This is a genomic window from Candidatus Liberibacter brunswickensis, assembly GCF_036858155.1.
Lineage (GTDB): Bacteria > Pseudomonadota > Alphaproteobacteria > Rhizobiales > Rhizobiaceae > Liberibacter > Liberibacter brunswickensis.
In genome coordinates this window covers 39502-65606 of sequence record NZ_JAAEJX010000007.1, presented here as the reverse complement: position 1 = coordinate 65606, position 26105 = coordinate 39502, and the positions used below count along the sequence as shown (strand labels likewise).

Below are 26105 nucleotides of genomic sequence, written 5' to 3'. Positions count from 1 at the left end.
ATAAATAAAAAGTAAACCAATATACTATTTCTTATATTCCATGATAAAATCGACCGATTCTAAAGAAAATCCTTTATATATAACTGAAAAGGCAAAAAATCGTTCAACAGCATGTTCAAGTGCTCCATCTTTTAGATTACAGTCTTTTTCAAATTCTCCCGTAAGATGTAGATATCTAATAGGATCCAAACACTCAGGCCTTACCCAAAACATAGTGCCATTGAAGAAATCTAAATCAAGTTGCTTAGTAGTAGAATAACCTACTCTTTTAACAAGATTCATAAAACGCTGATATACCTTGCTGTTTTTTGTAAAAATAGACATTTTTCTATAGCGCCTATATCTTCCAGAACCAATCATGCCAATGTTAGGATTATTCTTAAATTTATTGATAATACGCATCGAAATATCAGGTTCTAAAAGATCAAGAAATAACCAACGTCTCCAAATAGTACCCTCTATAGGATTATAGCCTTCTCTTAAAGATTTCTTTCCATGAATCTTACAGATATAATCATAACCATCAAAAACACCTAATTCTAATAAATACAAGAAAGGACGAACATCTCTCCCTTTATTTTCCATGACATATAATTTAGCTAAAGGGAAATATTTTAACACTTCTTCTTCAAAATTATTATTGGTTTTTACAAAAGTAACAAATAAATCAAAATCAAAATTTAGTCTTAACAAAATAGAGGAAATTTCAGACCAAGTATCTTGATAATAACAATGTACAACTATTGCTATTTTTGAATTTATTTTAACTTTAGTTTTCTTTAATACAAAGGAACAGTCTTCCCACCCTTCAAATAATTTCTTCTCATATAAGAATTCTTTACTGTCGAAAGGCATTCGCCTGTTATTCATAAAACGATTAAGTCTTAAAAAAGCCTTACTATCTTTTTTAGAACCATAAAAAAATATACGACAACTAGGAAAAGATAACTGACTATATTTTGAAAAAACAAAAAAAGATCTCAGCCATAAAATTAATGAGTCAAATCCTTTTAATTCTTCAAGAATAACATCATTACTTGTAATTTCTTGTTTTTTAGATAAAGACCATAATACATAATATCCAGAATTATTAGATGGTATATAATGAAAATGAATGTTACCTTGCTCTTTTATCTCAAGGCGAAACAACATTTTTTCCATTTTACCAGGCTTTCGTTTTAACAGAAATACTCTTTTTCCTATTAACAAATCAAACCTCTAATATTTTTTACACTATAAATTATTGCTAAATCAACGAATTCCAATTAATTTATGAGTTTGTATGCTGACACGCCACTTAGGATTTTTAAAACAATAAGAAATTGCCGAATTAGTATTTTCTTCTAAAAAAGGACCATCCATTGGCTGCAAAGAAAATCTTTCAAAATCTAATCCAATATAATTTTCTGGCGAATCATCAACTTGCGGAAAAACTAATTTTAACTCTTGACCTTTTTTAACTTTAAGATCACAACCTGCTTTAGGACTAACACAAATCCAATCAATACCTTGTGGAGGTTCAATTGTCCCATTGGTCTCGACAGCAATCTCAAAATTACGCTTATTTAACTCTTTAATTAATGGAACATCTACTTGCAATAAAGGCTCACCACCTGTCAATACACAGTAACGCGCTTCTTTTCCTCCTGCAATCCATTGATCTGCAATTAAATCAGCTAATTGCTCAGCATTATAACGACCACCTTTAGTTCCTTTAATTCCAACAAAATCAGTGTCACAAAAATGACACTGTGCTGAAAGACGATCTTTTTCTCTTCCTGACCATAAGTTACAACCAGCAAAACGACAAAAAACAGCGACACGTCCTACACTCGCGCCTTCACCTTGAAGAGTAAGGAAAATTTCTTTAACAGAGTATAATTTCATTATTCCACATCCTATAGACAAATATGTGTAAAAATAAATATTAATAAATCGATCATTTCTGACAGCTAAAAAATAAACTACTACTCTACTGCAACTATATTTCCTACGGTAGTGATTTTATCCTATAAATATTTATATTTTAATACTTAAAAATTAGCTATCCAAGTCGTGTACACATTAAATGATAACTAGTCAGTGATAATAATTACTATATTATTACTTTTATAATGAAGAATAACCAATATTTAGCAGCATATCAAAATTTATCAAAAAACAGAGATATCATTAAACAAATAAAGATAAAAATTCCTATAAAATCTGTAATCTTAAAAAAGAGAAGACACTGCCTAGGACAAGAAATATCTAAAACAATGATCCGATTAATAGAAATTAATAATGCTATTACCAACCCAATCCAAGCAAAAAAATTAACTTGTACTAGATAAAAAGCTATCATAAAACAAAGAATAAACATTCCATATAAAATAAATAGCCATATTTTAGTATGATCAGCAAACAACCTTGCTGTAGAATTTACTCCTATCAACTCATCATCTTTTTTATCTTGATGAGCATATACTGTATCAAAATAAACAACCCAAAAAAAAGTTGCCATAAAAAGCCAAAAAGCAGGCCATGAAAGACTCGAGTGCAAAGCACCCCATCCTATAAAAGCACCTATTGCAAAACTAATCCCTAACACCACCTGTGGACAAGGAATAAAACGCTTCGAAAATGGATAAAAAATAGCAATGGGCAATAAAATAAATCCTACACAAATAACAAAATAATTAAATTGAATAAGAAATAAAAAAGAAATCAAACTCTGTAAAATAGCAAAAACATATGCTTGAAAACGACTACACTGTCCTGAAGGCAAAGGTCGAGACCGAGTCCGCGAAACCTGAGAATCAATGTCATGATCAACAAGATCATTCCATGTACACATAGCACCGCGAAAAACAATAGCACCTATAATATAGAGAAAAAAATACCAAAAAATTATTTTCCAAGACAAGATACCTTCTCTGCTTAAAGGATAAGCAGCAAGAACAGTAGACCAAAAAACAGGCAAAACAACTAAATTCCATCCTGTTGGCACTTGTAAACGCGCTAAATACACATAAGGGGCAACTGACGAACTCATTATATAATTACGAATTAATTTGAAGGAATTAAACATGCTAGTACGTTAGCTTTCATATTTTTTTATAATATTTACAACACAAAAAAAACATATCTGTCAAGGAATGAAACAAATCATTAATTATAATAGAAATAAGTTTTAAGGTATTAAAATATTAACAGTATCTCACTTAATAAAATATAATTTTTATTATAATCATATTATATTAGTTATGTTATCATTATGGTATCATGGATTTTATTTTATAAGAGGAAATAATATTGAGAGTCCTATTAATTGGTTCTGGTGGAAGAGAACATGCCATTGCATGGAAGATATCACAATCACATTTATTATCAAAGTTATGGTCTATACCAGGCAATCCTGGTATTGCTCAACACGCCCAATGTTTTAACATCGATATACAAGATCATTCAAAAATTGTTTGTTTTTGCGAGGAAAAAAAAATTGATCTTGTAGTTGTTGGACCAGAATTACCATTAGTAAATGGTATACGTGATACATTAAATGCAGCTGGTTTTAAAGTTTTCGGACCTTCTAAAAAATCATCACAACTTGAGTCTTCCAAATCTTTTGCTAAAAAATTCTGCTCAAAATATGGTATTCCTACTGCCGAATACCATTGTTTTTCTGATCCCACAATAGCAAAACAATACGTACAAGAACAAAGTATGCCTATTGTTATAAAAGACGATGGACTTTGTGCTGGAAAAGGAGTAGTGATCGCATCAACGATAGATGAAGCTTTTAAAGCTATTGATCAATGCTTTAAAAAAATTGATTCAACCGTGGTGATTGAAGAATACATCGACGGTTTTGAAATTAGTTTCTTTGCTATTTGCGATGGGAAAACTGCAATACCTTTCACGACAGCAAGAGATCATAAACGTGTTTATGATGGCGATGTTGGCCCTAATACAGGTGGTATGGGTGCATATTCTCCTGCTTTAGGAATATCACAAGAACTATATTCTAATATCATACAAAAAATCATCCAACCAACAATCGAAGGAATGCAAAAGGAAGGAATACCTTTTCAGGGAGTTTTGTTTGCAGGGCTTATGATTACTAAACAAGGACCATATTTGATTGAATACAATGTGCGTTTCGGTGATCCCGAATGTCAAGCTATGATGATGCGCCTAGAAAGTGATATCTTAGAAATTTTCAATTCTTGTATCAACGAAAATTTACACAATACACAAATAGAGTGGAAACCAGAGTATGCATTGACAGTAGTTTTAGCAACTAAAGGATATCCTTCAAATTATCTTCAAGGAACTATCATTCGAAAAATACCTCAAAGTACAGAAAATACAAAACTATTTCATGCATGTACAGATATAAAAGATAATTGCCTTATAGCCAATGGAGGAAGAGTATTAGGAGCTACAGCACTAGGGAAAACAATAATAGATTCTCGAAAACTAGCATACAATATGATAGAGAGCATTGACTGGGAACATGGTTTTTGGCGTAAAGATATAGGATTACAAAAAAATAAAATTTAAAAAAATTTTTAGTTGGAAAATAAGTTCTAATTATATTTAACTGATATTTATTCATTTATTGTAAAAAGAAAAAAAACGTATAATAAGAGACTTAAGATTGAACATGAAATAACGAAAATGGTTTATTACATAATCCTTTGTTTTACTTATTATGTAAAAAAAATTAAAAAACCGAGAAAACATGATCAAATTAATTGGTTGTCCTAAAAACAAATGAAAAAATCTAATCATCAAACCCCAAATACACACCAATCCATCTCCTCATATAATAAAAATTAATATCCTTTTTTATAATTACTACATATTATCTTTAATATTATTTATAACATAATTTCCTGATAACACTATTATGCCGTAAAATAAAGTTCTTAGGTGCGACTTAACCCTAGATCTACAATAATAAATAGCATTGATTCTACGTTGTTTTATTTTATGTTGCCCGCACCTTTTTGGCCACAATTTTCAATATTTTTTAAATTACTAAGTAATTATAAAGACATCCGTTTCTTGACTCAAATATAGTTGATAATATATTTTATTTGAAGATGTAGATCTATATGCAGATTATTCAAAGTTGTAAAAGTAATCCATCAGAAAAATTATGAGTTATGAATATAAATACAAAAATGGCGTTGGTATCTTTATTATCATCAATAGCTGTGGTAAGCGGATGCGAATCATCAAGTTCGAAAAACAAACATGAGAATGTTGTTCAAAATGCAGTTAATACTCATACATCAAAGAACTCTTCTCAATCATCAGATGCCTCTGCTAAGAAGCACCAAAGCTGCCCTTTAGCGTTGCACCAAGGTTGCTCTTGGTGGGAAGACTAACTTCATAAATCAAGTTAAACTATTTTTAAATTAGCATGTAAACAATAATATGTTGAGACTAATCCTTGTATCGGTATAGAAAATCCAAAGTATAAAACTGATGACTTTAAAGATTTGATAATTGAAGTATGAATGCGTTCCGTAGTTATTGGGAAATTGGAAATATGCATAAATTGGCTTTTTAATTTATGTTACTTACAGCCTACTGGTACAAATACGTTTTTTATCAATGGATGAACAACAATTCAGTATATGGGTTTGATTAAAAACACGAAAAGCTAGAATTGAAAAATCTGCTCATAGAGTTAGTAAACTCTCCGCTACTTTTATTAGAGCATAAGATCGGGGAAAGTCTTCTTTATGGATATTTTTGAGTGGGAATCAATAGCACAGTTGAAAGATATACCCGAGGAGATGATAAAATCATTTTAGGAATTAATGCTTAGAAAGTAATTTCTTCTTTAATTAATACAGAATCCAATAAAATAAGGTGCGGAGAATAAATTAAAAATGATTGAATATCAAGAACTTAACGTTGAATTACAGCCTACTAATAATAATATCCTTGATTTTGCTATTTTACTAAATGGAAATGTAAAGGTAACAGAACGTCTTTTGTATTCTATAAAATATTGCAGAATTATTGCTGCCGATGGTGGCATACATCATGCAAAAAAATTAGGAGTAATACCAGAATTATGGATAGGAGACTTTGACTCTATTGATAGCACATTATTAAAACAATGGTCATCAATTAAACGTATTTTTTATTCTCCTAATAAGGATATGTCAGATGGTGAAATTACTGTTCATAAAGCTTTACAATTAGGTGCAAAAAACATTACTTTAGTTGGTGCTATTTCTGGTGAACGATTTGATTATTCTCTACAACATTTACAACTTGCAATATCCTTAAAGAAAAATAAATTCAACGTTATCCTGACTTCTGGAATTGAAGAAGCTTTCATTCTTATGCCAGGGAAGCACTATTTTGATCTTCCCGAAAGAAGTTTTTTTTCTATTGTTGCCTTTAAAAATATTGAGAATATTACTATTACTGGAGCAAAATATACTCTTTCTAAAAGCTCTTTGTCTATTGGTGATTCTCATGCTATTTCTAACGTTGTAAAGAAAAACCTCACTATCATTTTCGATAAAGGACTAGCTGTTTTGATTTCTCGTCCCTATGATATACAAAGGATTTAATCCTATGAGCGCACCTATCTTAAGGCTTGATTACATTAATGCTTCTATAGGAGGAGTAGATCTATTACAAAATGTATGTTTATCAATTGAACCGAAAGAACGTATATGTCTTGTAGGATGTAATGGATCTGGCAAATCCACTCTACTAAAAATTATAGCAGGAATTATAGAACCGCAATCTGGAGAAGTATTTCTAAATTGCTCTTCTAAATTAGGATATCTTGAACAAAATCCAAGTTTTTCTAATTTTTCAACAATTAATGAGTATATTGATCATACAATGAAAGATGCAACAGGCGTATCTTATAGCCCAAAATCTTTGCTACAAAAATTCAATTTAAGCGAGAATAGTAGCATATCTAATCTATCTGTTGGACAAGCTCGTTGTATGGCTTTAATCAAAATGCTTATTTTACAACCCGATATCCTTATTTTGGATGAACCTACTAATCATTTAGATTTTCGCACTATCCATTGGATGGAACAAGAATTATTAAATACTAATCCTGCGATTATTTTCGTTTCTCATGATCGTCGTTTTCTTGAAACTTTATCCACAAAAACAATATGGATAGATCGTGGTTGTTTACATCAACTGAACAAAGGTTTTTCTCATTTTGAAATTTGGAAAAAAAATATCCTAGAACAAGAACAAATACGTTATCATAATCTAAAGAAAAAAAAAGATTCAGAAGAAGATTGGTTGAGATATGGAGTAACTGCTAGACGAAAACGAAATGTCCGTAGAGTCAAAGAACTACAAGAGATACATGCACAATTAAAAGAACAAAAAAATTCCTTTCATAATACAATACAAACAAATATTCAACCTGCCCCATCTTCTGGAAGATTAGTAATAGAAGCAGATAAAATTACAAAACAATATGATAATCGTTTAATTGTTAAAAATTTTTCTTTACGCATAAATTATGGTGAACGAATTGGGATTGTTGGTCCTAATGGAGCGGGAAAGACAACACTATTAAAGTTATTAACTGGAGAAATTAAGCCGGATTCTGGACTAATTACTTTAGGAACCAACCTAAAAATTGCAACTATTGATCAAAAACGCGAAAACATTAATCAAAATGAATCTCTTTCTTCTTATCTAACAGGCAGTTCTGGAGATAGTTTAATGGTAAACGGAGAATCTCGTCATGTTGCAGGTTATATCAAAGATTTTCTTTTTCATCCCCATCAAGCACATTCTCTTATGAAACACTTATCTGGAGGTGAAAAAATGCGAGCTATTATAGCACGAATTTTAGCTCAACCATTCAATTTTCTTATCATGGACGAACCAACAAATGATCTTGATTTTGAAACGTTAGATTTCTTAGAAAAAACTATTACTAATTTAAAAGGCACAATACTAATTGTTAGTCACGACCGAGATTTTTTAGACCGAACAGTAACCTCGACAATTTCAGTGCAAAATATTGAAGAACCCAATGGATATTGGACAAAATATGCTGGAGGATACTCCGATATGATTGTACAACAAAAAAACAACAATCAAACCTCAAATACAAAAATTACTCATACTCAATCTTTGAAAGAAAAAAATTATACAAATGACAAAAAAAAGAAAAATATTACCTATAGTCAAAAACTACTTCTAGAAAAACTTCCTCAAGAAATAAATAAATTGCAACTAAAAATTGCAGAAAAAGAACAACAAATAAAAGACCAAAACTTAATTTCAAATAAAGAAGTTAACAAACTTTATCATGATCTTGATCAAATACATCAAGAAATTAAAGATAAAGAAGAACAATGGCTCAAACTAGAAATGCTCAATGAAGAAGATATAAAAAGGAATAATAAGTAATTTATTTATTTCAACTATTTTTTTACGCGTTCAACATATGAATTGTCTTCTGTGAGAATTACAATATCATCTCCTACATTAATATGGGGAGGAACTGTCGTTCGAATATAATTAGATAGTATAGCTGGCTTATACGATGCTGTAACCGTTTGTCCTTTTGAAGAAGGCTCCGTTTCAACAACGGTAAATGTTACATGACGTGGTAATTCAACAGATAGAGCAATTCCTTCATGGATTAGAAGTTTCATATCCATTCCTTCTTGAAAATATACTTTTTGATCACCGACAACATCTTTAGAAACAGTAACTTGATCATAAGTTTCTGGATTCATAAAATGAAACCCTTCATGATCTTCATATAAAAACTGAAAACGCTGATCTTCAACAAAAGCACGTTCTACTTGTTCTGTTGTACGCCAACGCTCAGACACCTTTACTCCATCAGAAATACGACGCATTTCTACCTGCGTAATAGGAGTACCTTTTCCAGGATGAAAATTTTTTGCAACAAGAACGACATAAAGCTTTCCATTTACATCAAGAACATTACCTTTACGCACAGCAGAAGCGATAACTTTTACCATATTGAATTTATTCCTTATTTAACTATAGTAAAAATAGTTATTTGACTGTATTATCTAAAATGTAAAACATTAATTACTATTTTTTATCTTATAAAGACAATAATCTAAAACTCCTATTTTAAACACTAGTTATTGGTTTTTAAAAACAAGAAAATACTTATGAATAAAATTTCTTCAAACCTTTGGTGGAATCGCGATTTCCATCATCGTCGACGTCCTTTGCTTATCAAACGAAATATAATTCAAAATTATATAAGAGAATATTTTGCTACGAGAAATTTTCTTGAAGTTGATTCAACATCTCTTCAAAATTCTCCTGGAAATGAAACTCATATACAAGCTTTTTCTACAGAATTTATCATAAAAGATCATATACGAAAGACTTTATATCTGCAAACTTCTCCGGAATTTTCTTGTAAAAAGATTCTAGCAGCAGGAGAAAATAGAATATTTTGTTTCGCGCATGTTTGGAGAAATGGAGAACAAGATTATCTACATCAACCAGAATTTACTATGCTAGAATGGTATCGTACGAATGAAGCATATGAACAATTAATGAAAGATTGTATAGATATTATAAGATGTGCAGCAGAAGTAGCGAATAAGAAAATGTTTTATTTCCAAGGAGTTAAATGTAATCCTTTTAATGAAGCAGAGTATATTACAGTTTCCGAAGCTTTTGCAAAATATGCTAATATTGATCTTTGCATTACACTTGATAATCCAAACGAACCAGATCGCAATCTTTTGTCATCACAAGCACAAAAATCAGGAATACGTGTTGCTCATGACGATACTTGGAGCGATATTTTCTCTCGAATTCTTGTAGAGAAAATAGAACCCAATCTTGGTATAAACTGCTGTACTATTCTTGATCGTTATCCTTCTTCGGAATCTGCATTAGCTAATATTTGCACTGATGATCCTCGTTTTGCAAAACGTTTCGAGCTTTATGCTTGTAATGTTGAATTATGCAATGCCTTTGACGAACTAATTGATCCAATTGAACAACGACGAAGATTTGAAAAAGAAATGCAAGAAAAGCAAAAAATATATAATGAAACTTACCCATTGGATGAAGATTTTCTATCTTGTTTAACCGAGATGCCAGAATCTTCTGGTATAGCAATGGGATTTGATCGACTTGTCATGCTTGCTACAGGTGCAAATAATTTAAATGAAATTATTTGGATTCCTATGACTGCATACCACAAGGAATAAATATGATTAAATTTAGCGATAAAACATTAACTTCCGCACAAGAATTATATCAAGCTAACCTAATCAATCAAGAACAGGTTAATGAGATAAAAGAAATTTCTGATCATTATTCTATCGCTTTGACCTCTGTTATTGCCAATTTAATAGATCTAAATAATCCTGATGATCCTATTGCTCGTCAATTTATTCCTCAAAAAGAAGAATTAAATATTTTACCAGAAGAACTAGAAGATCCAATTGGAGATAATGTTCACAATCCTGTAAAAGGCATTGTACACCGTTATCCAGACAGAGTATTGCTTAAATTATTACATGTATGCCCTGTTTACTGCCGATTTTGTTTTCGGAGAGAAATGATAGGATCTAAAAAAGGAAATGTTTTATCTTCCAATGACATAGATAATGCCATTCAATACATTAAAGAACATTCTAAAATTTGGGAAGTAATATTTACAGGAGGAGATCCTTTAATTTTATCGCATAATCGCTTACAAAAAGTTTTGAAAAAACTAAGGGATATAAAACATATAAAAATATTGCGTTTTCATAGTCGCGTTCCTATTGTTGATCCTAAACGTATTAATAATTATTTAATTAAATGTCTAAAAGAATCTAGAAAAACAATATATATTGCAATACATGCTAACCATCCTCATGAATTCTCTCAAGAATCTATCGATGCTATTAACAAACTTTCAGATGCTGGAATAATTCTTTTAAGTCAATCAGTATTACTCAAAGGTATTAATGATGATCCTGAAATTCTTGCAAATCTTATGAGAACGTTTGTAGAATTACGTATTAAACCATATTATCTACATCATCCAGATCTTGCTCCTGGAACAAGTCATTTTCGTCTTACCATTGAAGAAGGACAAAAAATTGTTGCAAATTTAAAAGAAAAAATTTCTGGATTATGCCAACCATTTTATATTCTTGATATTCCTGGAGGATATGGGAAAGTAAAAATTGACAGTCATAATATAAGAAAAATAGAAGATGGATCTTACTATATTACAGATCACAATAACATTGTACATCATTATAAATCAAAATAATAATCTACTATTATATTATTAAGAACTCAATAAAACATAAAATATTATTTACAATATTAATTCAATTTTATGTAATTATAATTCAAAATGATACATAATCCAAAAATAATTATATTTTTATGGAATTAGTATAATAATTAATATATAATGGAAAGGCGGAGATTATTTGGTGGGATATTCAAGTCATACTTGGAGTTACCTATGAAAACGTTGCATGTACCACCTCCTCCTTTATTTCAAGATAATATTAAGAATAAATTACTTTCTAATATTTCAAAAGATCCTACTGTCTGTAATGAAGAGAATTACTATAGAACCAATATAAAAAAAATATCTACCGTAGACGAATTTATCAAAGACAAGAAAATTTTTTATTTTGCATTGAAAGCATTTGATTTATTAGATATGTCGCATGCAAAAGGATTTATAAAGAAAATCTTAACGAGTAATATTTCTGATCCTAAAAGTTTAGTAAGTAAGATGAATAGTCTAAGATATCAAAAACTTGCTCACTATTATGATTTTTCTCCTTCTAATAAAATAATTCAAAGTGATATACAACAAAAAAAAATCATCAAAGATTATATAAATTCGTATGAACACAAAGAAGAAAATGTTATAATAGAAAGCAAATATTTCCGTCAGAATATTAATAAAATAAATTCTATTGATCAATTTTTCAAAAATAGACGTCTTCTTGATTATGCTCTACAATCTTTTGATATTAATCCTAAATATATTGCTTTACCGTTTTTAAAGGATGTTTTGACTATAGGGCTGGCTAATCCAGAAAAATATTTTGTAAAACTAAAAGACAATCGTTTACGTGCAATGGCAGAGAACTTTCGTTTTCAACCAGATGGCCATAAATTAGCTAAAGATAAAATATTAACTAATGTACAAATAGAAAGCATTGTCATCAATTATTTTAATAATACAATAAATTACATTCCAAAAGAAGAGATTATTATTGATCAAAATTATTATAAATCAACTATTGGCTCTATTTCTTCTTTCAAAGATCTTTTAAAAGATCCCAAGATTTTTAAAATGATTAAATTATCTCTTTTTCCATTAAATCCAGAAATAAAAGCAGATGATTTACTTGAACTTATAAAAGAAAACAATCCGAAAGCTTCAAAAATAAAAGATTATTTTCAAGTTGATTTTAATAAAGACATCAATCCTGGAGAAAAAATTCAAGAAGATAATCAAATTAGCAAAATAATGGATCTCTATAAGAATAATACTATAACGTTATATAATAAAAAAACAGAATCAGTAATAGAAAATTATCGAAGATCTTTAAATAAAATTAAATCTATAGATGATTTTTTAAATGCAAAATCCTCATTATATAATAATAGTAATTACTATAAAGAACCAGTTACAGCATTGGAATTTGCTTTAGACGCTTACAACATTGATAAGAAAGATATTTATAAATACAAATTAAGAGATATACTTACTAGTGATTCCTCTGATCCCAACAGTTATGTAAATAAATTAAAAGACGAACGTTTTATTAAATTAAATAAATCATTTAATTTTGATAAAAAAGGATTAATAGGATTAGAAGCTAGAATACAATCAAATCTCACAATACGAGATAATGTAGACAATTATGTTCGTATAAAAAGAAAAGCATATAATGAAAATAGATCTTTAAATTTAATAGATAAAAAAAGGATGGAAAAAAAGATTGATTTAGAAATAAATTATTATGTTAAAAACATTCAATCTATTAATTCTATTGAAGAACTTCTTTCTAATAAAAGAATACTAAACTTTCTATTAGAAGCAAAAGAAATTGATTCTACAAAATTAGATGATATCTTTTTACGAAAAATATTTCATTCTGATTTAAGAGATCGTACAAGCATTATAAATACAAATAAAGACAATAGATATAAAGAAATAATTTCTTCTTTTAACTTCGAAACCCATAAAAAATCCTCCTATAAAGAAAACGGAATAGTACAAGATAATTATCACATTAATAAAATATGCGATCTATATAAAAATCAAATTCTAGAAAAAAAAGAAGAATTAAAAGATCCTGATAATGCATTAGCACTTTATTTTAAAAGAAATATTCCTAATATTAAAAATTATTACGAAATTTTAGGAGACCAAAAGATTTTTAAGGTTATATCAAGAGCACTAAAATTATCTCCTTATTTCTATTCTTTATCCGAAGAAAAAAAGATTAATACACTTAAAAAACACGTTAAGATAGAAGATTTTCAAGATCCTAAAAAGATAGATAGATTTCTTTATGCTTTCAATTATAGCAAAAATGAAAATTTTGATTATAAAAAATCCTTATTATCTTTTTCTAAAAAGGAAGAAGATGAATTTGGTAACCCAGTTGAAAGTTATTCTTTAAATTTAAATCCTAATAAGAAATCAGGCGAACGAAATTCTTTATTAAGTTTATTTGATAACTCAAAACACACTCCTATTATTTATTAAAAATAGATATTAAATAATTTATTTTATACCATAAAATAGTATATAGTATATCCAATATTCTTTAACTTCCATGAATACTGAAGATTTAATAGATAAATATATAGAAATTACAGGAACTAATGAAATTAGTTGTTATTATGTATACTTCTTGTCAATCAATATAGCTAAGTAAAACATAAATAAATTATTTTTTCTAAAATTTTATATCTCTTTAAAAAAGTAACTCTTATAAGTTACTAGCTATAGTCATATAATTTAAAAACTTCAATTTCATATTTAAATATATACAATATTATTGAGGAAAAATAACACATAAAACCTATAAAATAATAGTAATAAAATAGAAAACAGGAAATAAAATCACATTTATTAAATCATAAACTATTCTCACGAATACTATTTATTATTACTTTTATATAATCTGTTTATTTAAAATTATTATGACGGAAGGCGTAGAGGTATAATCAAAATCATAACCGCTTTATTTTACATGTCTTTTTAAAATTAGGTCTTACCTATTAAATGGCGAGACTACCCCCCCCCTCTCTTTTAAACCAATTAATAGCTAAAATCTAATTATCTCTTGACTCAATTACGGGTATAATATATTTTTTGCTTATTTAAGGTTGTAAAAACTAATATAAACAGAGAAGACATAGGTTATGAATAAAAATATAGCGTTAGTGCCTTTGTTATTATCATCAATATCCATAATAAGCGGATGTGGCGAATCTAAATCAAAAGAAGCCAGGAAGAAGGACTTGATGGAATTAGCTAAAAAAGATGTAAATAAAGCTGAAGAATTAAAAGGAGATAAAGTATCTCCAGAAAATAAAGAAACTCCAAAAGATGAAGAAGATTCAGAAGATGAAAGAATTGCAGAACTAACTGCTACTATTAGAAGAGGAATGTAAATACTGTAAAAAGTTTATAGTAACTCATTAAGTAAAGTAAAAAGACATTTTCTGAACACTCGCTTCTTCTCGTCCTAAAAACTCGGGAGGAAGAAGTTAGGGTGAGCAATAAAAATGGCTATTACTAAAAAAACCTATAAAGTTATTCATTCAACTAAGATATCTTTGAATACAACCAATATAGTAATGGACAGGCAATAACCCAACTAAATGTTATAACTGGTCTTATTAGGGCATTAACTCCCTCTATCCATCGAACGAAGTCTAATGGTTTTGTTTTGATCTTCTACGTGAGTTAATCTTGTAGGTTTATATGCTTTTAATTATTCAATATCTTGTTTTAATCTTTGCTACATCTATCTAAGTTTTGCTGTAGATTTTGGCTAATTCAATCTGTGTTTCTCTATATCCCAAAGACCGTTCTTCGCATACAATAAATCAGACAAAATTTCCAATACTTTATATTGGCGGAAGGAGTAGGATTCGAACCCACGGATAGTTTCCCATCTCTGGTTTTCAAGACCAGTGCCTTAAACCACTCGGCCATCCTTCCCAAATAATTTATAATAATCATAGCATAAAATTTCACTCTCATCATAACATTTTACTAGATTAAAATGCAAGTATATCAATAATTTTATCTCTAGATAATTAAGAGATATTTTAAAGTAAAATATCAATAACCTTCTATTCAATTAACACCTATCAATTCTTAAAATATTTTTTATAAGCAAATTGAACATTGATATGAATTGATATTTCAATAGAATCATATTATCTTTTTACTTTCTATTACTTTAATAAAAAAATGATTTATCATTGTATTCAACGACTGGATATTCTATCGATGATCCGTTATCTTTCTTTAGAAAAATCAATGAAGTAACCGGATTTAAAGAAAAGAGTATATCAAATGCATGCAGATATAAAATTAGAATTCCCCGACGGTTTAATCAAGAGTTTTCCTTACCATACAACTGGATATGATGTTGCAGAATCGATATCCAAATCTCTTGCAAAAAAAGCAATAGCAATGGCGATTGATGGTAAAATATGTGATTTATCTGATCCAATTCGAACAGGATCAATTGAAATTATTACACATGAAGATCCTAGATCTTTGAATATAATTCGCCATAGTTGTGCTCATATAATGGCTGAGGCAGTACAAAGCATTTGGTCAGATATAAAAGTAACTATTGGACCAGTTATAGAAAATGGTTTTTATTATGATTTTCACAAAGAAAAACCCTTTAATTTGGCTGAACTTGAGCAAATAGAAAATAAAATGCAAGATATCATTGCAAGAGATACTCCTTTTATCAAAAAATGTTTATCGCGCGAACAAGCAAAAGAACTTTTCGAATCCAAAAAAGAAACGTATAAAGTAGAAATCTTGGAGAATATTTCTGAAAAAGAAAATATAACTATTTATCATCAAGGAACATGGTTTGATCTTTGTCGTGGACCACACGTACGATCAACTGGGCAAGTAAAAAAATTTTTCAAATTAATGAAAGTAGCTGGTGCTTATTGGCGAGGAGATAGCAATCTCCCTATGTTATCACGTATTTATGGAACTGCATGGAATACTCAACAAGAATTAAATCAATATTTAAATTTTCTTGAAGAATCTGAAAAAAGAGATCATAGAAAACTTGCACGTGAAATGGATCTTTTCCACCTTTCAGAAGATGGATCAGGGGTTATTTTTTGGCATAAGAAAGGTTGGAAAATATTTCAAACGCTTATGTCCTATATGCGTAGGAAAATAAAAGATGATTACGAAGAAATAAATACTCCTCAAATATTAGATCAAAGTCTATGGAAACAGTCAGGACATTGGGATTGGTATAGATCTAATATGTTCGCTGTAAAATGTGCTGATGATACAATAAAAGATGTTCGTTCTTTTGCTCTTAAACCTATGAATTGTCCTGGTCATGTTGCAGTATTTAATCATGGATTAAAATCATATCGTGAGCTCCCTATTCGTTTAGCAGAATTTGGATCAGTATACCGTAACGAACCCTCTGGATCATTACATGGACTAATGCGCGTCCGAAGTTTTACACAAGATGATGCACACGTGTTTTGTACTAAAGAACAGATGTTTGAAGAATGTTTTAAAATTCATAATTTAATAGTATCAATTTACAAAGATTTCGGATTTGAAAAAATTACTGTCAAACTTTCTACTCGTCCAGAAAAACGTGTCGGATCTGATGAATTGTGGGATGATGCAGAAAATATTATGAAAAGCGTTCTTAATAAAATTAAGACTTCATCTCAAAATAAAATTAATACTGGAATTATTTTAGGAGAAGGAGCTTTTTATGGTCCAAAATTCGAATATATACTAAAAGATGCAATTGGTCGTGATTGGCAATGTGGAACAATACAAATTGACTTCAATCTTCCTAGCAGTTTCAATGCATTTTACATTAACTCTAAATCTGAAAAATGCCATCCCGTTATGATTCATCGTGCAGTATTTGGATCAATCGAACGATTTATTGGTATCATGATTGAAAATTTTAAAGGAAATCTTCCACTATGGCTTTCACCGATCCAAGCAGTAGTTACAACTATAACTTCTTCTTCGATTCAATATGCAAAAGAAGTTGCTTCTCTTTTAAAAAACAATAATTTATCTGTTGAAACTGATTTTAGAAATGAAAAAATAAATTACAAAATTCGAGAACATTCTATCAAAAAGATCCCTCTTATTATAATTTGTGGAGGAAAAGAAGCCAATGAACGCTCTGTAGTAATTCGTCGTCTTGGGTCTACTGAAATCCAAACACTCAGCCTACTAGAAGCAATATCTATAATAACTAAAGAATCCTTACCTCCAGATTTTCCATAAGAAGAAGTATGCTTTTTATTAATAAATTTTGTTTATAGATATAATAAAATTTTTACTAAAAAGTCAGTAATAGACCCCTGCTTCTATCATAATAGACAATATCAAAGAAGATAATGATTAGAAAATATATTTTAGTTTTTGTTTTATTTCTTATTCCATATACAAGTTTTGCTCAAAGAGTGAGATTTGTATCTTGGAATATTAATACTCTATCTGAAAAAGAAGGAGCATCTCTTTGGAAAAATTCAGTCAAAAGGGAAAAAAGCGATTATGATTTATTGCGACGTTACGCTTATAATTTAAATGCTGATATTATTTCTCTACAAGAGATGGGAAGTTATAATGCTGTCGCAAGAATATTTCCTGAAGATAAATGGATAATTTTTTATTCAGGTAAAAATTATTTTTCGAATGATTCTACACATACCACAGATAATAGCGATAGTTCAATCAATACAGCAATAGTTGTAAGAAAAAAAGAAAACATTAATGTAATCGAAGCATCTTATCCTTTAATAAAAACAAATTCACACTCTAGAGCATCAAAACGTAAAGCCGTTGAGCTTTTAGTTACAATAAATGGAAATAGGATGTGGATTCTTAATATTCATCTTAAGTCCTTTTGTTTCTTAAATAAATTAGATAATTCCCATAATCACAGCTGTAATTTACTTAATCAACAAGCTCAATGGATAAAAACTTGGATTAATAAAAAAAAGAAAACTGGTATTCCTTTTGTTATAGCAGGCGACTTCAATAGAAAAATAAATCAATTAGGAAATAATGATGATTTTTGGCAAAAAATAGATCGTGATAATTCATTAATTCGTTTTCCTATAATGAAACATTCTAATTGTAATGCAAATGTAAAACTATCAAATAAAACACCTATCGACTACTTTGTTATGGATGAAAATGCTTATAAAATATTGATTAAAAATAGTTTTCATGAAGAATGGTATAATTCAAATGATATCAAAACCAAAGGGAATAGATTAAGCGACCATTGTCCTATTAAAATCGATTATGACTTTTAAAATATATTATAAAAAAAACGTAAATAAAAGTTATTTTATAATATTACGAATAATAATCTTTCTCCAATATAAATGAAGTAAAGAATTATAAAGTTTATTTACATAAATAAGATTTTTTTAAAAGACAAAATACATTTAGTAAAAACAAACAATAATTATTATGATTTATAAAATAATTAAAATTATAACTAATCCGTTATATTCTAAATAATTATATTTCTATACCACCCAATATTGCTATCTTCAATTACCTAAATAAAATTAATACTACCTTTGGTTTATTGCGATTTAATTTGTTTTTAAATTAAGAATGTGAGATCTGTTTATCCATTCATAACTTTATAATATTTATATAATTGAATAAAATTTTTATTTTAATATTATTTTATTATCTTAATTTATTTATTAAGATACTACTCAAAAAAAATCATTGTTTTAGGGGAAAATTAGGATGAATAAATATAATACATTTAATAGTATACAAAACATCAAATGCACTAAATGACTATTATAATAACTTGAAATACGGATTTTATCTTGTTTAAAAATTTTAAAATCGCCATAGCACAATTGAATCCAATTGTAGGAGATATTATAGGTAATATCACCAAGGCTCGGGAAGTACGCAAAGAAGTAACTAACCAAGGAGCAGATCTTGTCTTATTTACGGAACTTTTTATATCAGGATATCCACCAGAAGATTTAATTTTCAAAAAATCTTTTATAAAAGCATGTGATCATGCATTAAATACTTTAAAAAATGATACTCGTGATAATGGTGCTGGAGTAATAATCGGTTTTCCTCGTCAAGATAAAGATGAAATATTTAATTCCGTTGCAATACTTGATAGAGGTAATATTATTGATGTACGCGATAAGATTAATCTGCCAAATTATAATGAATTTCATGAAAAACGCACTTTTGTATCGGGATATAGTAATGATCCAGTTGTCTTTAGGAATATTCGATTAGGAGTTCTTATATGTGAAGATATATGGAAAAATTCAAGTATTTGTAGACATTTAAAAAAACAAGGAGCCGAATTTCTTTTATCTCTTAATGCTTCTCCTTATTGTCAAGATAAATTAAGAAAACGTCAAGAGATAGTAAAATTACAAAGTTCTCATGCGAACATTCCTATAATTTACGCAAACCAAGTAGGTGGACAAGACGAATTAGTATTTGATGGTGGAAGTTTTTGCTTCGACAGTCATCAACAATTAGTATTTCAAATGAATCAATTCGAAGAACAAAAATTGATTACCGAATGGAAGTATGACAACGAATTGAATCAATGGGATTTTATAAAAGATTATCCTAAATCAAAGGTTTATATTCCTCTTAAAGAAGAAGAAAAAGACTATAGTGCCTGTGTCCTTAGTCTTCGTGATTATATTAAAAAAAATAACTTTAATAAAGTTGTCATTGGACTTTCAGGAGGAATTGATTCAGCTCTATGTGCTACAATTGCGGTTGATGCCTTAGGCAAAGATAATGTTACAACAGTTATGCTTCCCTATAAATATACTTCTAATCAAAGTTTAGAAGATGCTGCTGATTGTGCAAAAGCATTAGGTTGCAGATATGACGTCTTACCTATTAATGATGTTGTTGATGTTTTTTTTTCTATCATGGCACAATTTTTAAAAGAAGAACCAAGTGGTATAGTAGCAGAAAACATACAAAGTCGTATTAGAGGTAATATTTTAATGGCTATTTCTAATCACTCAAACGCAATGTTGCTCACTACTAGTAATAAATCGGAAGTTGCAGTTGGATATGGAACATTATACGGTGATATGAGTGGTGGATTTAATCCGTTAAAAGATTTATTTAAAACACAAGTATACAAACTAGCAGCTTGGCGTAATTTAAATTGTATTTCTAGTGGATTAGGTCCTTTAGGAGAGGTAATTCCATCTAGAATTATAGAGAAATCTCCTTCTGCAGAATTACGTTATAACCAAACAGACCAAGAATCATTGCCCTCTTATCCTATTTTAGACGATATTATTAAACGTATAGTTGAAAATGAAGAATCTTTAAAAAATATTGATAATGAATATAGTAGTGAAACAGTTAGTTATGTAGAAAATATTTTATATAATTCTGAATACAAAAGGCGACAATCTACTTTAGGAACTAAAATAACTTGTAAAAGTTTTGGGCGTGATCGCCTTTATCCCATTACCAATAAATTTCGTGATTATAAATACAAAGAATAAAAATATTTTAGCCCAAGAAATAATTAGATATTAAACTTTAGATTATTTATTCAATAAAAAATCAATTTTTGTTATAATACACATATTTTAAAACTTGCTTTTTCACTATGACAACAATATTTGACATGATTTATTTCACAAGTTTATATTTGATTATAATGAAGATATGCAATATATCTTTAATTTCTATAAAATACTTTTAACTTATAATTAGACAATTATTATCTAATGAACAATTTTTCCTTCGTTATAATACAAGGATATTACTTATGACTACTACTATTAAAGAAATAATCGAAGACATCGATTTAATAGAAGATTTGGAAGATCGATATCACTATTTAATAGAGCTAGGAGAAAAACTTCCTCCTTTCCCAAAAGAATACATGATAGATAAAAATATCGTCTCAGCATGTGTAAGCAAGCTATGGATGGTAATAGATTGGAAGAATAAAGAGAATAACGATCCTATCATGGTATTTTATGCTGTTTCTGATTCTCAAATAGTATGTGGACTGCTATATATCATAAAAAGTATTTACGATAACAATAGCATTAATAAAATACTCAAAATAGATTCCATTGCAATACTTCAACGCCTTGGATTAAACGAGTATATATCTCAAAAACGTACAAATGGATTATATGCCATAATAAATAAAATTCACAATTTAACGAAAGAGTATTTAGATAGTAATTCGAAAAAATCTTAATATTTTTCTGTCATCGTATTTTACAATAAAACATATTACGAAAAAACAAAAGATGTTAAAAACATAACCATACTAAATCCAATTGTTAGATATTTCTTTTCTATTGCATAAGATAGCTTTGTAACCACAGGAGTGACCAATATACTAATAGGCAGAATGATCATAACAGCACCTATATTAACAAAACCAATAGAAAATGGAGGCAAATCTTTTAATCCCCAGCCACTATAAATACGCACTAATAATCCAGGAATAGTAATTAATACACTTACACCCGTTGCCATTGCTGTAGCTTTATGTATTGAAAAACCATAGAATAACATAACAACATTAGTGAATATTCCTCCTCCTACTCCTAATGCTCCAGACAAGAATCCTATGATAATTCCCCATACATATCTCATATAATTTTCTGGAAATTTATGTTTATAAACAAAATGATCTTTTTTAAGTACTACACATCCCATTACGAAACAAAAAACAGAGAAAATCTTGTTTAAAAAATATTTATCTACGTGCGAGATCATATATGACGTTAAAAAAGTAGTGAGAGGAAGAATAACTATCCAATTTTTAAAAATTTTCATATCAACTGAACCATGTCGCTTATGTGCTATGAAAGATACAATAGAAGTAGGAGCTACAACTCCTAAACAAGTTCCCATAGCAACATGCATACATATTAAATCATCAACGCCCATTAATTGAAATGCCTTGCTCAATATAGGTATCATAAGCAATCCGCTACCAACGCCAAATAATCCTGAAAGAGCACCTGAAATGAAACTAGCTAATATAATTAGATAAATATAATCCACAATTCAATCCTTATATATAAACACACAAATTAAAGAAAATGCTTTATAATCAAGTTATATATATAAATTGATAACAAATATATTATTTTGGAAATAAAAACTGTTGATCAACAATAAATTATTATAAATAGACATAATACTACTTACAAACTATTCTGAAATAGTAATATCAATATAATATTAATTATGATGTAAATTTAGCTAGTAAAGTCAATTATTATAACAATTTTATTATAACTAAATTATTAATTATTTTATATATTAAACTTTTTATTAATAACCTACATTACAATGATGTATCATTATTTAATAAAAAAGATTGACTTTAAATTATAAATACCTAAGATGATAAATAATATTTTAGTACTTATAATATGCCAAATAAAAGTAGTTTTCCCTCTAAAAAAAATCACATATAAAATCAACTATGACTTCAAAAATAGATAATATAAATGATCTTTTGTTTGAAGAAATGCAGCTTAAAACAGATAAAGCAAAAGCTGCTAATAATATGCGTCAAATCCGTTCTGAAGCAGGTAAACATAGAAAAAATGTAAAAAAACGCATTCTTCAAGAAAAAAAACTTCATCAACAAAAAGAAGAAACACCAAGCATTACATTTAAATATAAAAAATCTACGTTCGATAATAATACTAATAAAAATTTTGAACAGGAAATGACCTTATCAGTAAAGGAACTTGCTCGTTTAATCCAATCAGATGATCCTCTTATTAAAAACGGCAAAATTTGGAAACCTAATCGTTTTTTTTCAGTAAATAATAATTCAAAAAATATCATTCCATTTCAAATGCAAACAAATTACCATCCTTCTGGCGATCAACCCTATGCCATTTCACAAATCGTAAAAGGAATTGATTCAGGAAAAAAAATACAGCTTTTACTTGGAGTTACTGGATCTGGAAAAACTTTTACTATGGCAAAAGTTATAGATAAGATGCAGAGACCTGCTATCGTGATGGCTCCTAATAAAATATTAGCTGCCCAACTTTATTCAGAATTTAAGAATTTTTTTCCAAATAACGCAGTTGAATATTTCGTTTCTTATTACGACTATTATCAACCAGAAGCTTATGTTCCTCGAACAAATACTTATATTGAAAAAGAATCTTCTATCAATGAACAAATCGATCGTATGCGCCATTCTGCTACTCGTTCTCTTTTAGAACGCAATGACTGCATTGTTGTGTCTTCAGTATCTTGTATTTATGGTATAGGATCTGTTGAATCATACTCTGAAATGATCATAAAAATAAAAATTGGAGATCAAATAGAACAAAAAGAATTAATTTCTTCTTTAATTAAACAGCAATATAAACGTCAAGATATAGGAATTATACGTGGAACATTTCGAATTTGTTGCGATTCTATTGAAGTTTTTCCTTCTCATCTTGAAGATACAGCATGGCGCATCAGCATGTTTGGAAGTAATATCGAAGAAATTACAGAATTTTCCCCTCTTACTAATAGAAAAATTAAAAGTTTAGAACAAATCAAAATCTATGCTAATTCCCACTATGTTACGCCACGACCTACCCTCAACGTTGCAATTAAACATATTAAAGAAGAACTTTCACTTCGTCTTATTGAATTAGAAAAAGAAGGCAGATTAATTGAAGCACAACGTCTTGAACAACGCATTACCTATGAATTAGAGATGCTAGAAGCAACAGGGTCTTGTCAATCTATAGAAAACTATTCTCGTTATCTAACCGGACGTAATCCTGGAGAACCTCCTCCAACACTTTTTGAATATATTCCTGAAGATTCACTACTATTTGTTGATGAAAGTCATGTTAGTATACCTCAAATCAGCGGTATGTACCAAGGTGACTTTCGGCGTAAAGCTACCTTAGCCGAACATGGTTTTCGTCTTCCTTCTTGTATGGACAATCGTCCCTTGCGTTTTGAAGAATGGAATTGCCTAAAACCTACTACTATCTTGGTTTCCGCGACTCCTGGACAATGGGAATTAGAGCAATGTAAAGGAATTGTTGTAGAACAAATTATTCGCCCTACAGGACTAGTAGATCCTCCTGTAGAAATTAGATCTGCTCTTACCCAAGTAGAAGATATTTACGATGAAATAAACTTATCAATTCAACATGGTTTACGCATTTTATTAACAGTCCTTACAAAAAAAATGGCAGAAGATTTAACGGAATATCTTCAAGAACGCAAAATACGAGTTCGTTACATGCACTCTGAAGTTAAAACATTAGAACGCATTGAAATCATACGTGATCTTCGTTTTGGTAAATTTGATGTTCTAGTCGGAATCAATTTATTACGTGAAGGATTAGATATTCCTGAATGCGGTCTTGTTGCTATTTTAGATGCAGACAAAGAAGGTTTTCTACGTTCTAAAACATCTATAATACAAACGATTGGTAGAGCTGCTCGTAACGTAAATAGCAAAGTTATTCTTTATGCAGATAAGATTACAAAATCTATTAAATTGGCTATTGACGAGACAAACAGAAGACGAGAAAAACAAATACAGTATAATAAAAAACATAATATCAATCCTCAATCCGTGAAAGAAAAAGTTATTGAAGTTATTGATCCAATCTTAAGAGAAGATAATACAAAACACAGTATTATAATTGATAAATCGTCCACGAAAAAAGAAGATTTATATTTAAAATCATTAAGAAAAAAAATGCACCTTGCAGCTGATAATCTAAATTTTGAAGAAGCAGCACGTATCCGAGATGAAATAAATATTATTAAGAAAAAAAATACACCTTGCAACTGATAATCTAAATTTTTAAGAAGCACATCACGTATCCAATATGAAATAAATAAAAGAGTGATTCTAACTTCTTTTTAAAGATTTACCTGACTATATATTCTTTAATATTATTTTAAAAAAATATTAATGATCTAACTATGGAAATCCTATATGATACAGGATTTTAATATAAGCAATTTTAAATATTAACGGGTTTTATTTCCACTGATTGTCCACAGCCACAGGAAGAAATCTGATTGGGATTACTAAAAACAAACCCAGAATATAATTCCTCCGTCTTAAAGTCAATTTCTGTCCCAATCAAATAAAGGAGAGATGAAGAATCAATCCAAATTTTAACATCATTTTTTTCTATTAAATCGTCCCCTTCTAAAGGATTAATTACTAAATCAACCATATATTCCAGACTTGCACATCCACCTTTTTTAAGAGAAATACGAATACCTTTAGCTTTTTCTTGTGAGCTAAGAACAATATTCTTGATTCGAGAGATAGCAGATTCAGTAATGGTTATTAAGTCATTAGACATTACTTTTATCACTCCTTAAAATAGAAAAAAAGATAGAAAATATTTATATATAAAAACACAATAAAATCTCAATTATATTATTTTAATAATAACCTGTTGCAATTTGTGCTTCTTCTGACATGCGATCTATAGTCCATGGAGGATCAAAAGTTATAGATACCTCTACACCAGATATTCCCTCTATTGCACCAACAGCATTCTCAATCCACTTAGGCATATCACCTGCTACTGGACATCCAGGAGCGGTAAGAGTCATCAAAATTTTCACCATATAATCATCTTCAATATCAACTTTATAAATAAGTCCAAGTTCAAATATATCACAAGGTATTTCAGGATCATATACTGTTTTTAAAGCAGCAATAATATCATTTGAAATTCTCTCTAGATCTTCTGATGGAATAGCAGATTCAGATAATGATATTTTATCAGTAATTTCTTTTTTCATGTTCATAATTTTTCTAATACAGCAA

At 28.9% G+C, this 26105-nt stretch carries 20 protein-coding genes and 1 tRNA gene; 13 read left to right on the top strand and 8 right to left on the bottom strand.

What is annotated here, in order from left to right; translation table 11 throughout:
- Positions 1-24: 24 nt before the first annotated feature.
- The 3 genes from GY664_RS02835 to ubiA all read right to left on the bottom strand — a co-directional run bounded on the left by GY664_RS02835 (position 25) and on the right by ubiA (position 3034).
- Positions 25-1209 (bottom strand): rhamnan synthesis F family protein, encoded by a 1185-nt coding sequence (locus GY664_RS02835; protein ID WP_333947954.1) that lies wholly within the window; start codon positions 1207-1209, stop codon positions 25-27.
- A 42-nt stretch (positions 1210-1251) separates the two neighbouring features.
- The gene (queE, locus tag GY664_RS02830) at positions 1252-1887 is read right to left on the bottom strand and encodes a 7-carboxy-7-deazaguanine synthase (RefSeq protein WP_333947953.1); all 636 of its coding nucleotides are present in this window, start codon (positions 1885-1887) and stop codon (positions 1252-1254) included.
- Positions 1888-2143: 256 nt separating this feature from the next.
- Positions 2144-3034: a 4-hydroxybenzoate octaprenyltransferase gene (gene ubiA, locus GY664_RS02825; RefSeq protein WP_333947952.1), complete on the bottom strand. Its 891-nt coding sequence runs from the start codon at positions 3032-3034 to the stop codon at positions 2144-2146.
- A 260-nt stretch (positions 3035-3294) separates the two neighbouring features.
- Here ubiA and purD point away from each other — a divergent pair, with 260 nt between their 5' ends.
- The 4 genes from purD to GY664_RS02805 all read left to right on the top strand — a co-directional run bounded on the left by purD (position 3295) and on the right by GY664_RS02805 (position 8415).
- On the top strand, positions 3295-4545 hold the full coding sequence (gene purD, locus GY664_RS02820) for a phosphoribosylamine--glycine ligase (protein ID WP_333947951.1): 1251 nt from the start codon (positions 3295-3297) through the stop codon (positions 4543-4545).
- Between the two features lie 608 nt (positions 4546-5153).
- On the top strand, positions 5154-5378 hold the full coding sequence (locus GY664_RS02815) for a hypothetical protein (protein ID WP_333947950.1): 225 nt from the start codon (positions 5154-5156) through the stop codon (positions 5376-5378).
- A gap of 510 nt (positions 5379-5888) precedes the next feature.
- A complete protein-coding gene (locus tag GY664_RS02810) occupies positions 5889-6584 on the top strand; it encodes a thiamine diphosphokinase (RefSeq protein WP_333947949.1) in 696 nt (231 codons plus the stop codon).
- 4 nt (positions 6585-6588) lie between these two features.
- On the top strand, positions 6589-8415 hold the full coding sequence (locus tag GY664_RS02805) for an ABC-F family ATP-binding cassette domain-containing protein (RefSeq protein ID WP_333947947.1): 1827 nt from the start codon (positions 6589-6591) through the stop codon (positions 8413-8415).
- A 14-nt stretch (positions 8416-8429) separates the two neighbouring features.
- Here the strand turns inward: GY664_RS02805 and efp are convergent, their stop codons facing one another.
- A complete protein-coding gene (gene efp / locus GY664_RS02800) occupies positions 8430-8999 on the bottom strand; it encodes an elongation factor P (protein WP_333947946.1) in 570 nt (189 codons plus the stop codon).
- A 159-nt stretch (positions 9000-9158) separates the two neighbouring features.
- Between efp and epmA the strand changes: the two genes are divergently transcribed.
- The 4 genes from epmA to GY664_RS02780 all read left to right on the top strand — a co-directional run bounded on the left by epmA (position 9159) and on the right by GY664_RS02780 (position 14667).
- Entirely contained in the window at positions 9159-10220 is a 1062-nt protein-coding gene (gene epmA, locus GY664_RS02795) for an EF-P lysine aminoacylase EpmA (RefSeq protein ID WP_333947945.1), read from the top strand.
- Between the two features lie 2 nt (positions 10221-10222).
- Positions 10223-11278, top strand: coding sequence for a lysine-2,3-aminomutase-like protein (locus GY664_RS02790; RefSeq protein ID WP_333947943.1), 1056 nt, complete (start codon positions 10223-10225; stop codon positions 11276-11278).
- Positions 11279-11479: 201 nt separating this feature from the next.
- Positions 11480-13753, top strand: a complete 2274-nt coding sequence (locus GY664_RS02785; RefSeq protein WP_333947942.1) for a DUF1217 domain-containing protein — start codon at positions 11480-11482, stop codon at positions 13751-13753.
- 662 nt (positions 13754-14415) lie between these two features.
- The gene (locus tag GY664_RS02780) at positions 14416-14667 is read left to right on the top strand and encodes a hypothetical protein (protein WP_333947941.1); all 252 of its coding nucleotides are present in this window, start codon (positions 14416-14418) and stop codon (positions 14665-14667) included.
- A 465-nt stretch (positions 14668-15132) separates the two neighbouring features.
- On the opposite strand, the gene GY664_RS02775 is transcribed toward GY664_RS02780, so the two are convergent.
- Positions 15133-15220: transfer RNA gene (locus GY664_RS02775), tRNA-Ser, on the bottom strand.
- Between the two features lie 360 nt (positions 15221-15580).
- On the opposite strand from GY664_RS02775, the gene thrS reads away from it, so the two are divergent.
- The 4 genes from thrS to GY664_RS02755 all read left to right on the top strand — a co-directional run bounded on the left by thrS (position 15581) and on the right by GY664_RS02755 (position 21512).
- Positions 15581-17536, top strand: coding sequence for a threonine--tRNA ligase (gene thrS / locus GY664_RS02770; protein ID WP_333947940.1), 1956 nt, complete (start codon positions 15581-15583; stop codon positions 17534-17536).
- 113 nt (positions 17537-17649) lie between these two features.
- Entirely contained in the window at positions 17650-18573 is a 924-nt protein-coding gene (locus tag GY664_RS02765; protein ID WP_333947938.1) for an endonuclease/exonuclease/phosphatase family protein, read from the top strand.
- Positions 18574-19110: 537 nt separating this feature from the next.
- Positions 19111-20799, top strand: coding sequence for an NAD+ synthase (locus GY664_RS02760; protein WP_333947937.1), 1689 nt, complete (start codon positions 19111-19113; stop codon positions 20797-20799).
- Positions 20800-21068: 269 nt separating this feature from the next.
- The gene (locus tag GY664_RS02755; RefSeq protein ID WP_333947936.1) at positions 21069-21512 is read left to right on the top strand and encodes a SufE family protein; all 444 of its coding nucleotides are present in this window, start codon (positions 21069-21071) and stop codon (positions 21510-21512) included.
- Positions 21513-21547: 35 nt separating this feature from the next.
- On the opposite strand, the gene GY664_RS02750 is transcribed toward GY664_RS02755, so the two are convergent.
- Complete coding sequence (locus tag GY664_RS02750; protein WP_333947935.1) at positions 21548-22330, bottom strand: sulfite exporter TauE/SafE family protein; 783 nt, start codon at positions 22328-22330, stop codon at positions 21548-21550.
- A gap of 427 nt (positions 22331-22757) precedes the next feature.
- Here GY664_RS02750 and uvrB point away from each other — a divergent pair, with 427 nt between their 5' ends.
- On the top strand, positions 22758-25106 hold the full coding sequence (uvrB, locus tag GY664_RS02745) for an excinuclease ABC subunit UvrB (RefSeq protein ID WP_408612125.1): 2349 nt from the start codon (positions 22758-22760) through the stop codon (positions 25104-25106).
- Between the two features lie 175 nt (positions 25107-25281).
- Here the strand turns inward: uvrB and GY664_RS02740 are convergent, their stop codons facing one another.
- A complete protein-coding gene (locus GY664_RS02740) occupies positions 25282-25632 on the bottom strand; it encodes a HesB/IscA family protein (protein WP_333947934.1) in 351 nt (116 codons plus the stop codon).
- A gap of 82 nt (positions 25633-25714) precedes the next feature.
- Positions 25715-26086 (bottom strand): SUF system Fe-S cluster assembly protein, encoded by a 372-nt coding sequence (locus GY664_RS02735; protein WP_333947933.1) that lies wholly within the window; start codon positions 26084-26086, stop codon positions 25715-25717.
- Positions 26087-26105: the final 19 nt, after the last annotated feature.

What these genes read in the sequence shown, in the direction of transcription:
- GY664_RS02755 (WP_333947936.1), top strand. Translation starts at nt 21,069, where the DNA reads ATGACTACTACTATTAAAGAAATAATCGAAGACATCGATTTAATAGAA.
- uvrB (WP_408612125.1), top strand. Translation starts at nt 22,758, where the DNA reads ATGACTTCAAAAATAGATAATATAAATGATCTTTTGTTTGAAGAAATG.
- GY664_RS02780 (WP_333947941.1), top strand. Translation starts at nt 14,416, where the DNA reads ATGAATAAAAATATAGCGTTAGTGCCTTTGTTATTATCATCAATATCC.
- GY664_RS02815 (WP_333947950.1), top strand. Translation starts at nt 5,154, where the DNA reads ATGAATATAAATACAAAAATGGCGTTGGTATCTTTATTATCATCAATA.
- queE (WP_333947953.1), bottom strand. Translation starts at nt 1,887, where the DNA reads ATGAAATTATACTCTGTTAAAGAAATTTTCCTTACTCTTCAAGGTGAA.
- GY664_RS02790 (WP_333947943.1), top strand. Translation starts at nt 10,223, where the DNA reads ATGATTAAATTTAGCGATAAAACATTAACTTCCGCACAAGAATTATAT.
- thrS (WP_333947940.1), top strand. Translation starts at nt 15,581, where the DNA reads ATGCATGCAGATATAAAATTAGAATTCCCCGACGGTTTAATCAAGAGT.
- ubiA (WP_333947952.1), bottom strand. Translation starts at nt 3,034, where the DNA reads ATGAGTTCGTCAGTTGCCCCTTATGTGTATTTAGCGCGTTTACAAGTG.
- GY664_RS02785 (WP_333947942.1), top strand. Translation starts at nt 11,480, where the DNA reads ATGAAAACGTTGCATGTACCACCTCCTCCTTTATTTCAAGATAATATT.
- GY664_RS02740 (WP_333947934.1), bottom strand. Translation starts at nt 25,632, where the DNA reads ATGTCTAATGACTTAATAACCATTACTGAATCTGCTATCTCTCGAATC.
- efp (WP_333947946.1), bottom strand. Translation starts at nt 8,999, where the DNA reads ATGGTAAAAGTTATCGCTTCTGCTGTGCGTAAAGGTAATGTTCTTGAT.
- GY664_RS02735 (WP_333947933.1), bottom strand. Translation starts at nt 26,086, where the DNA reads ATGAACATGAAAAAAGAAATTACTGATAAAATATCATTATCTGAATCT.
- GY664_RS02805 (WP_333947947.1), top strand. Translation starts at nt 6,589, where the DNA reads ATGAGCGCACCTATCTTAAGGCTTGATTACATTAATGCTTCTATAGGA.
- epmA (WP_333947945.1), top strand. Translation starts at nt 9,159, where the DNA reads ATGAATAAAATTTCTTCAAACCTTTGGTGGAATCGCGATTTCCATCAT.
- GY664_RS02765 (WP_333947938.1), top strand. Translation starts at nt 17,650, where the DNA reads ATGATTAGAAAATATATTTTAGTTTTTGTTTTATTTCTTATTCCATAT.
- GY664_RS02810 (WP_333947949.1), top strand. Translation starts at nt 5,889, where the DNA reads ATGATTGAATATCAAGAACTTAACGTTGAATTACAGCCTACTAATAAT.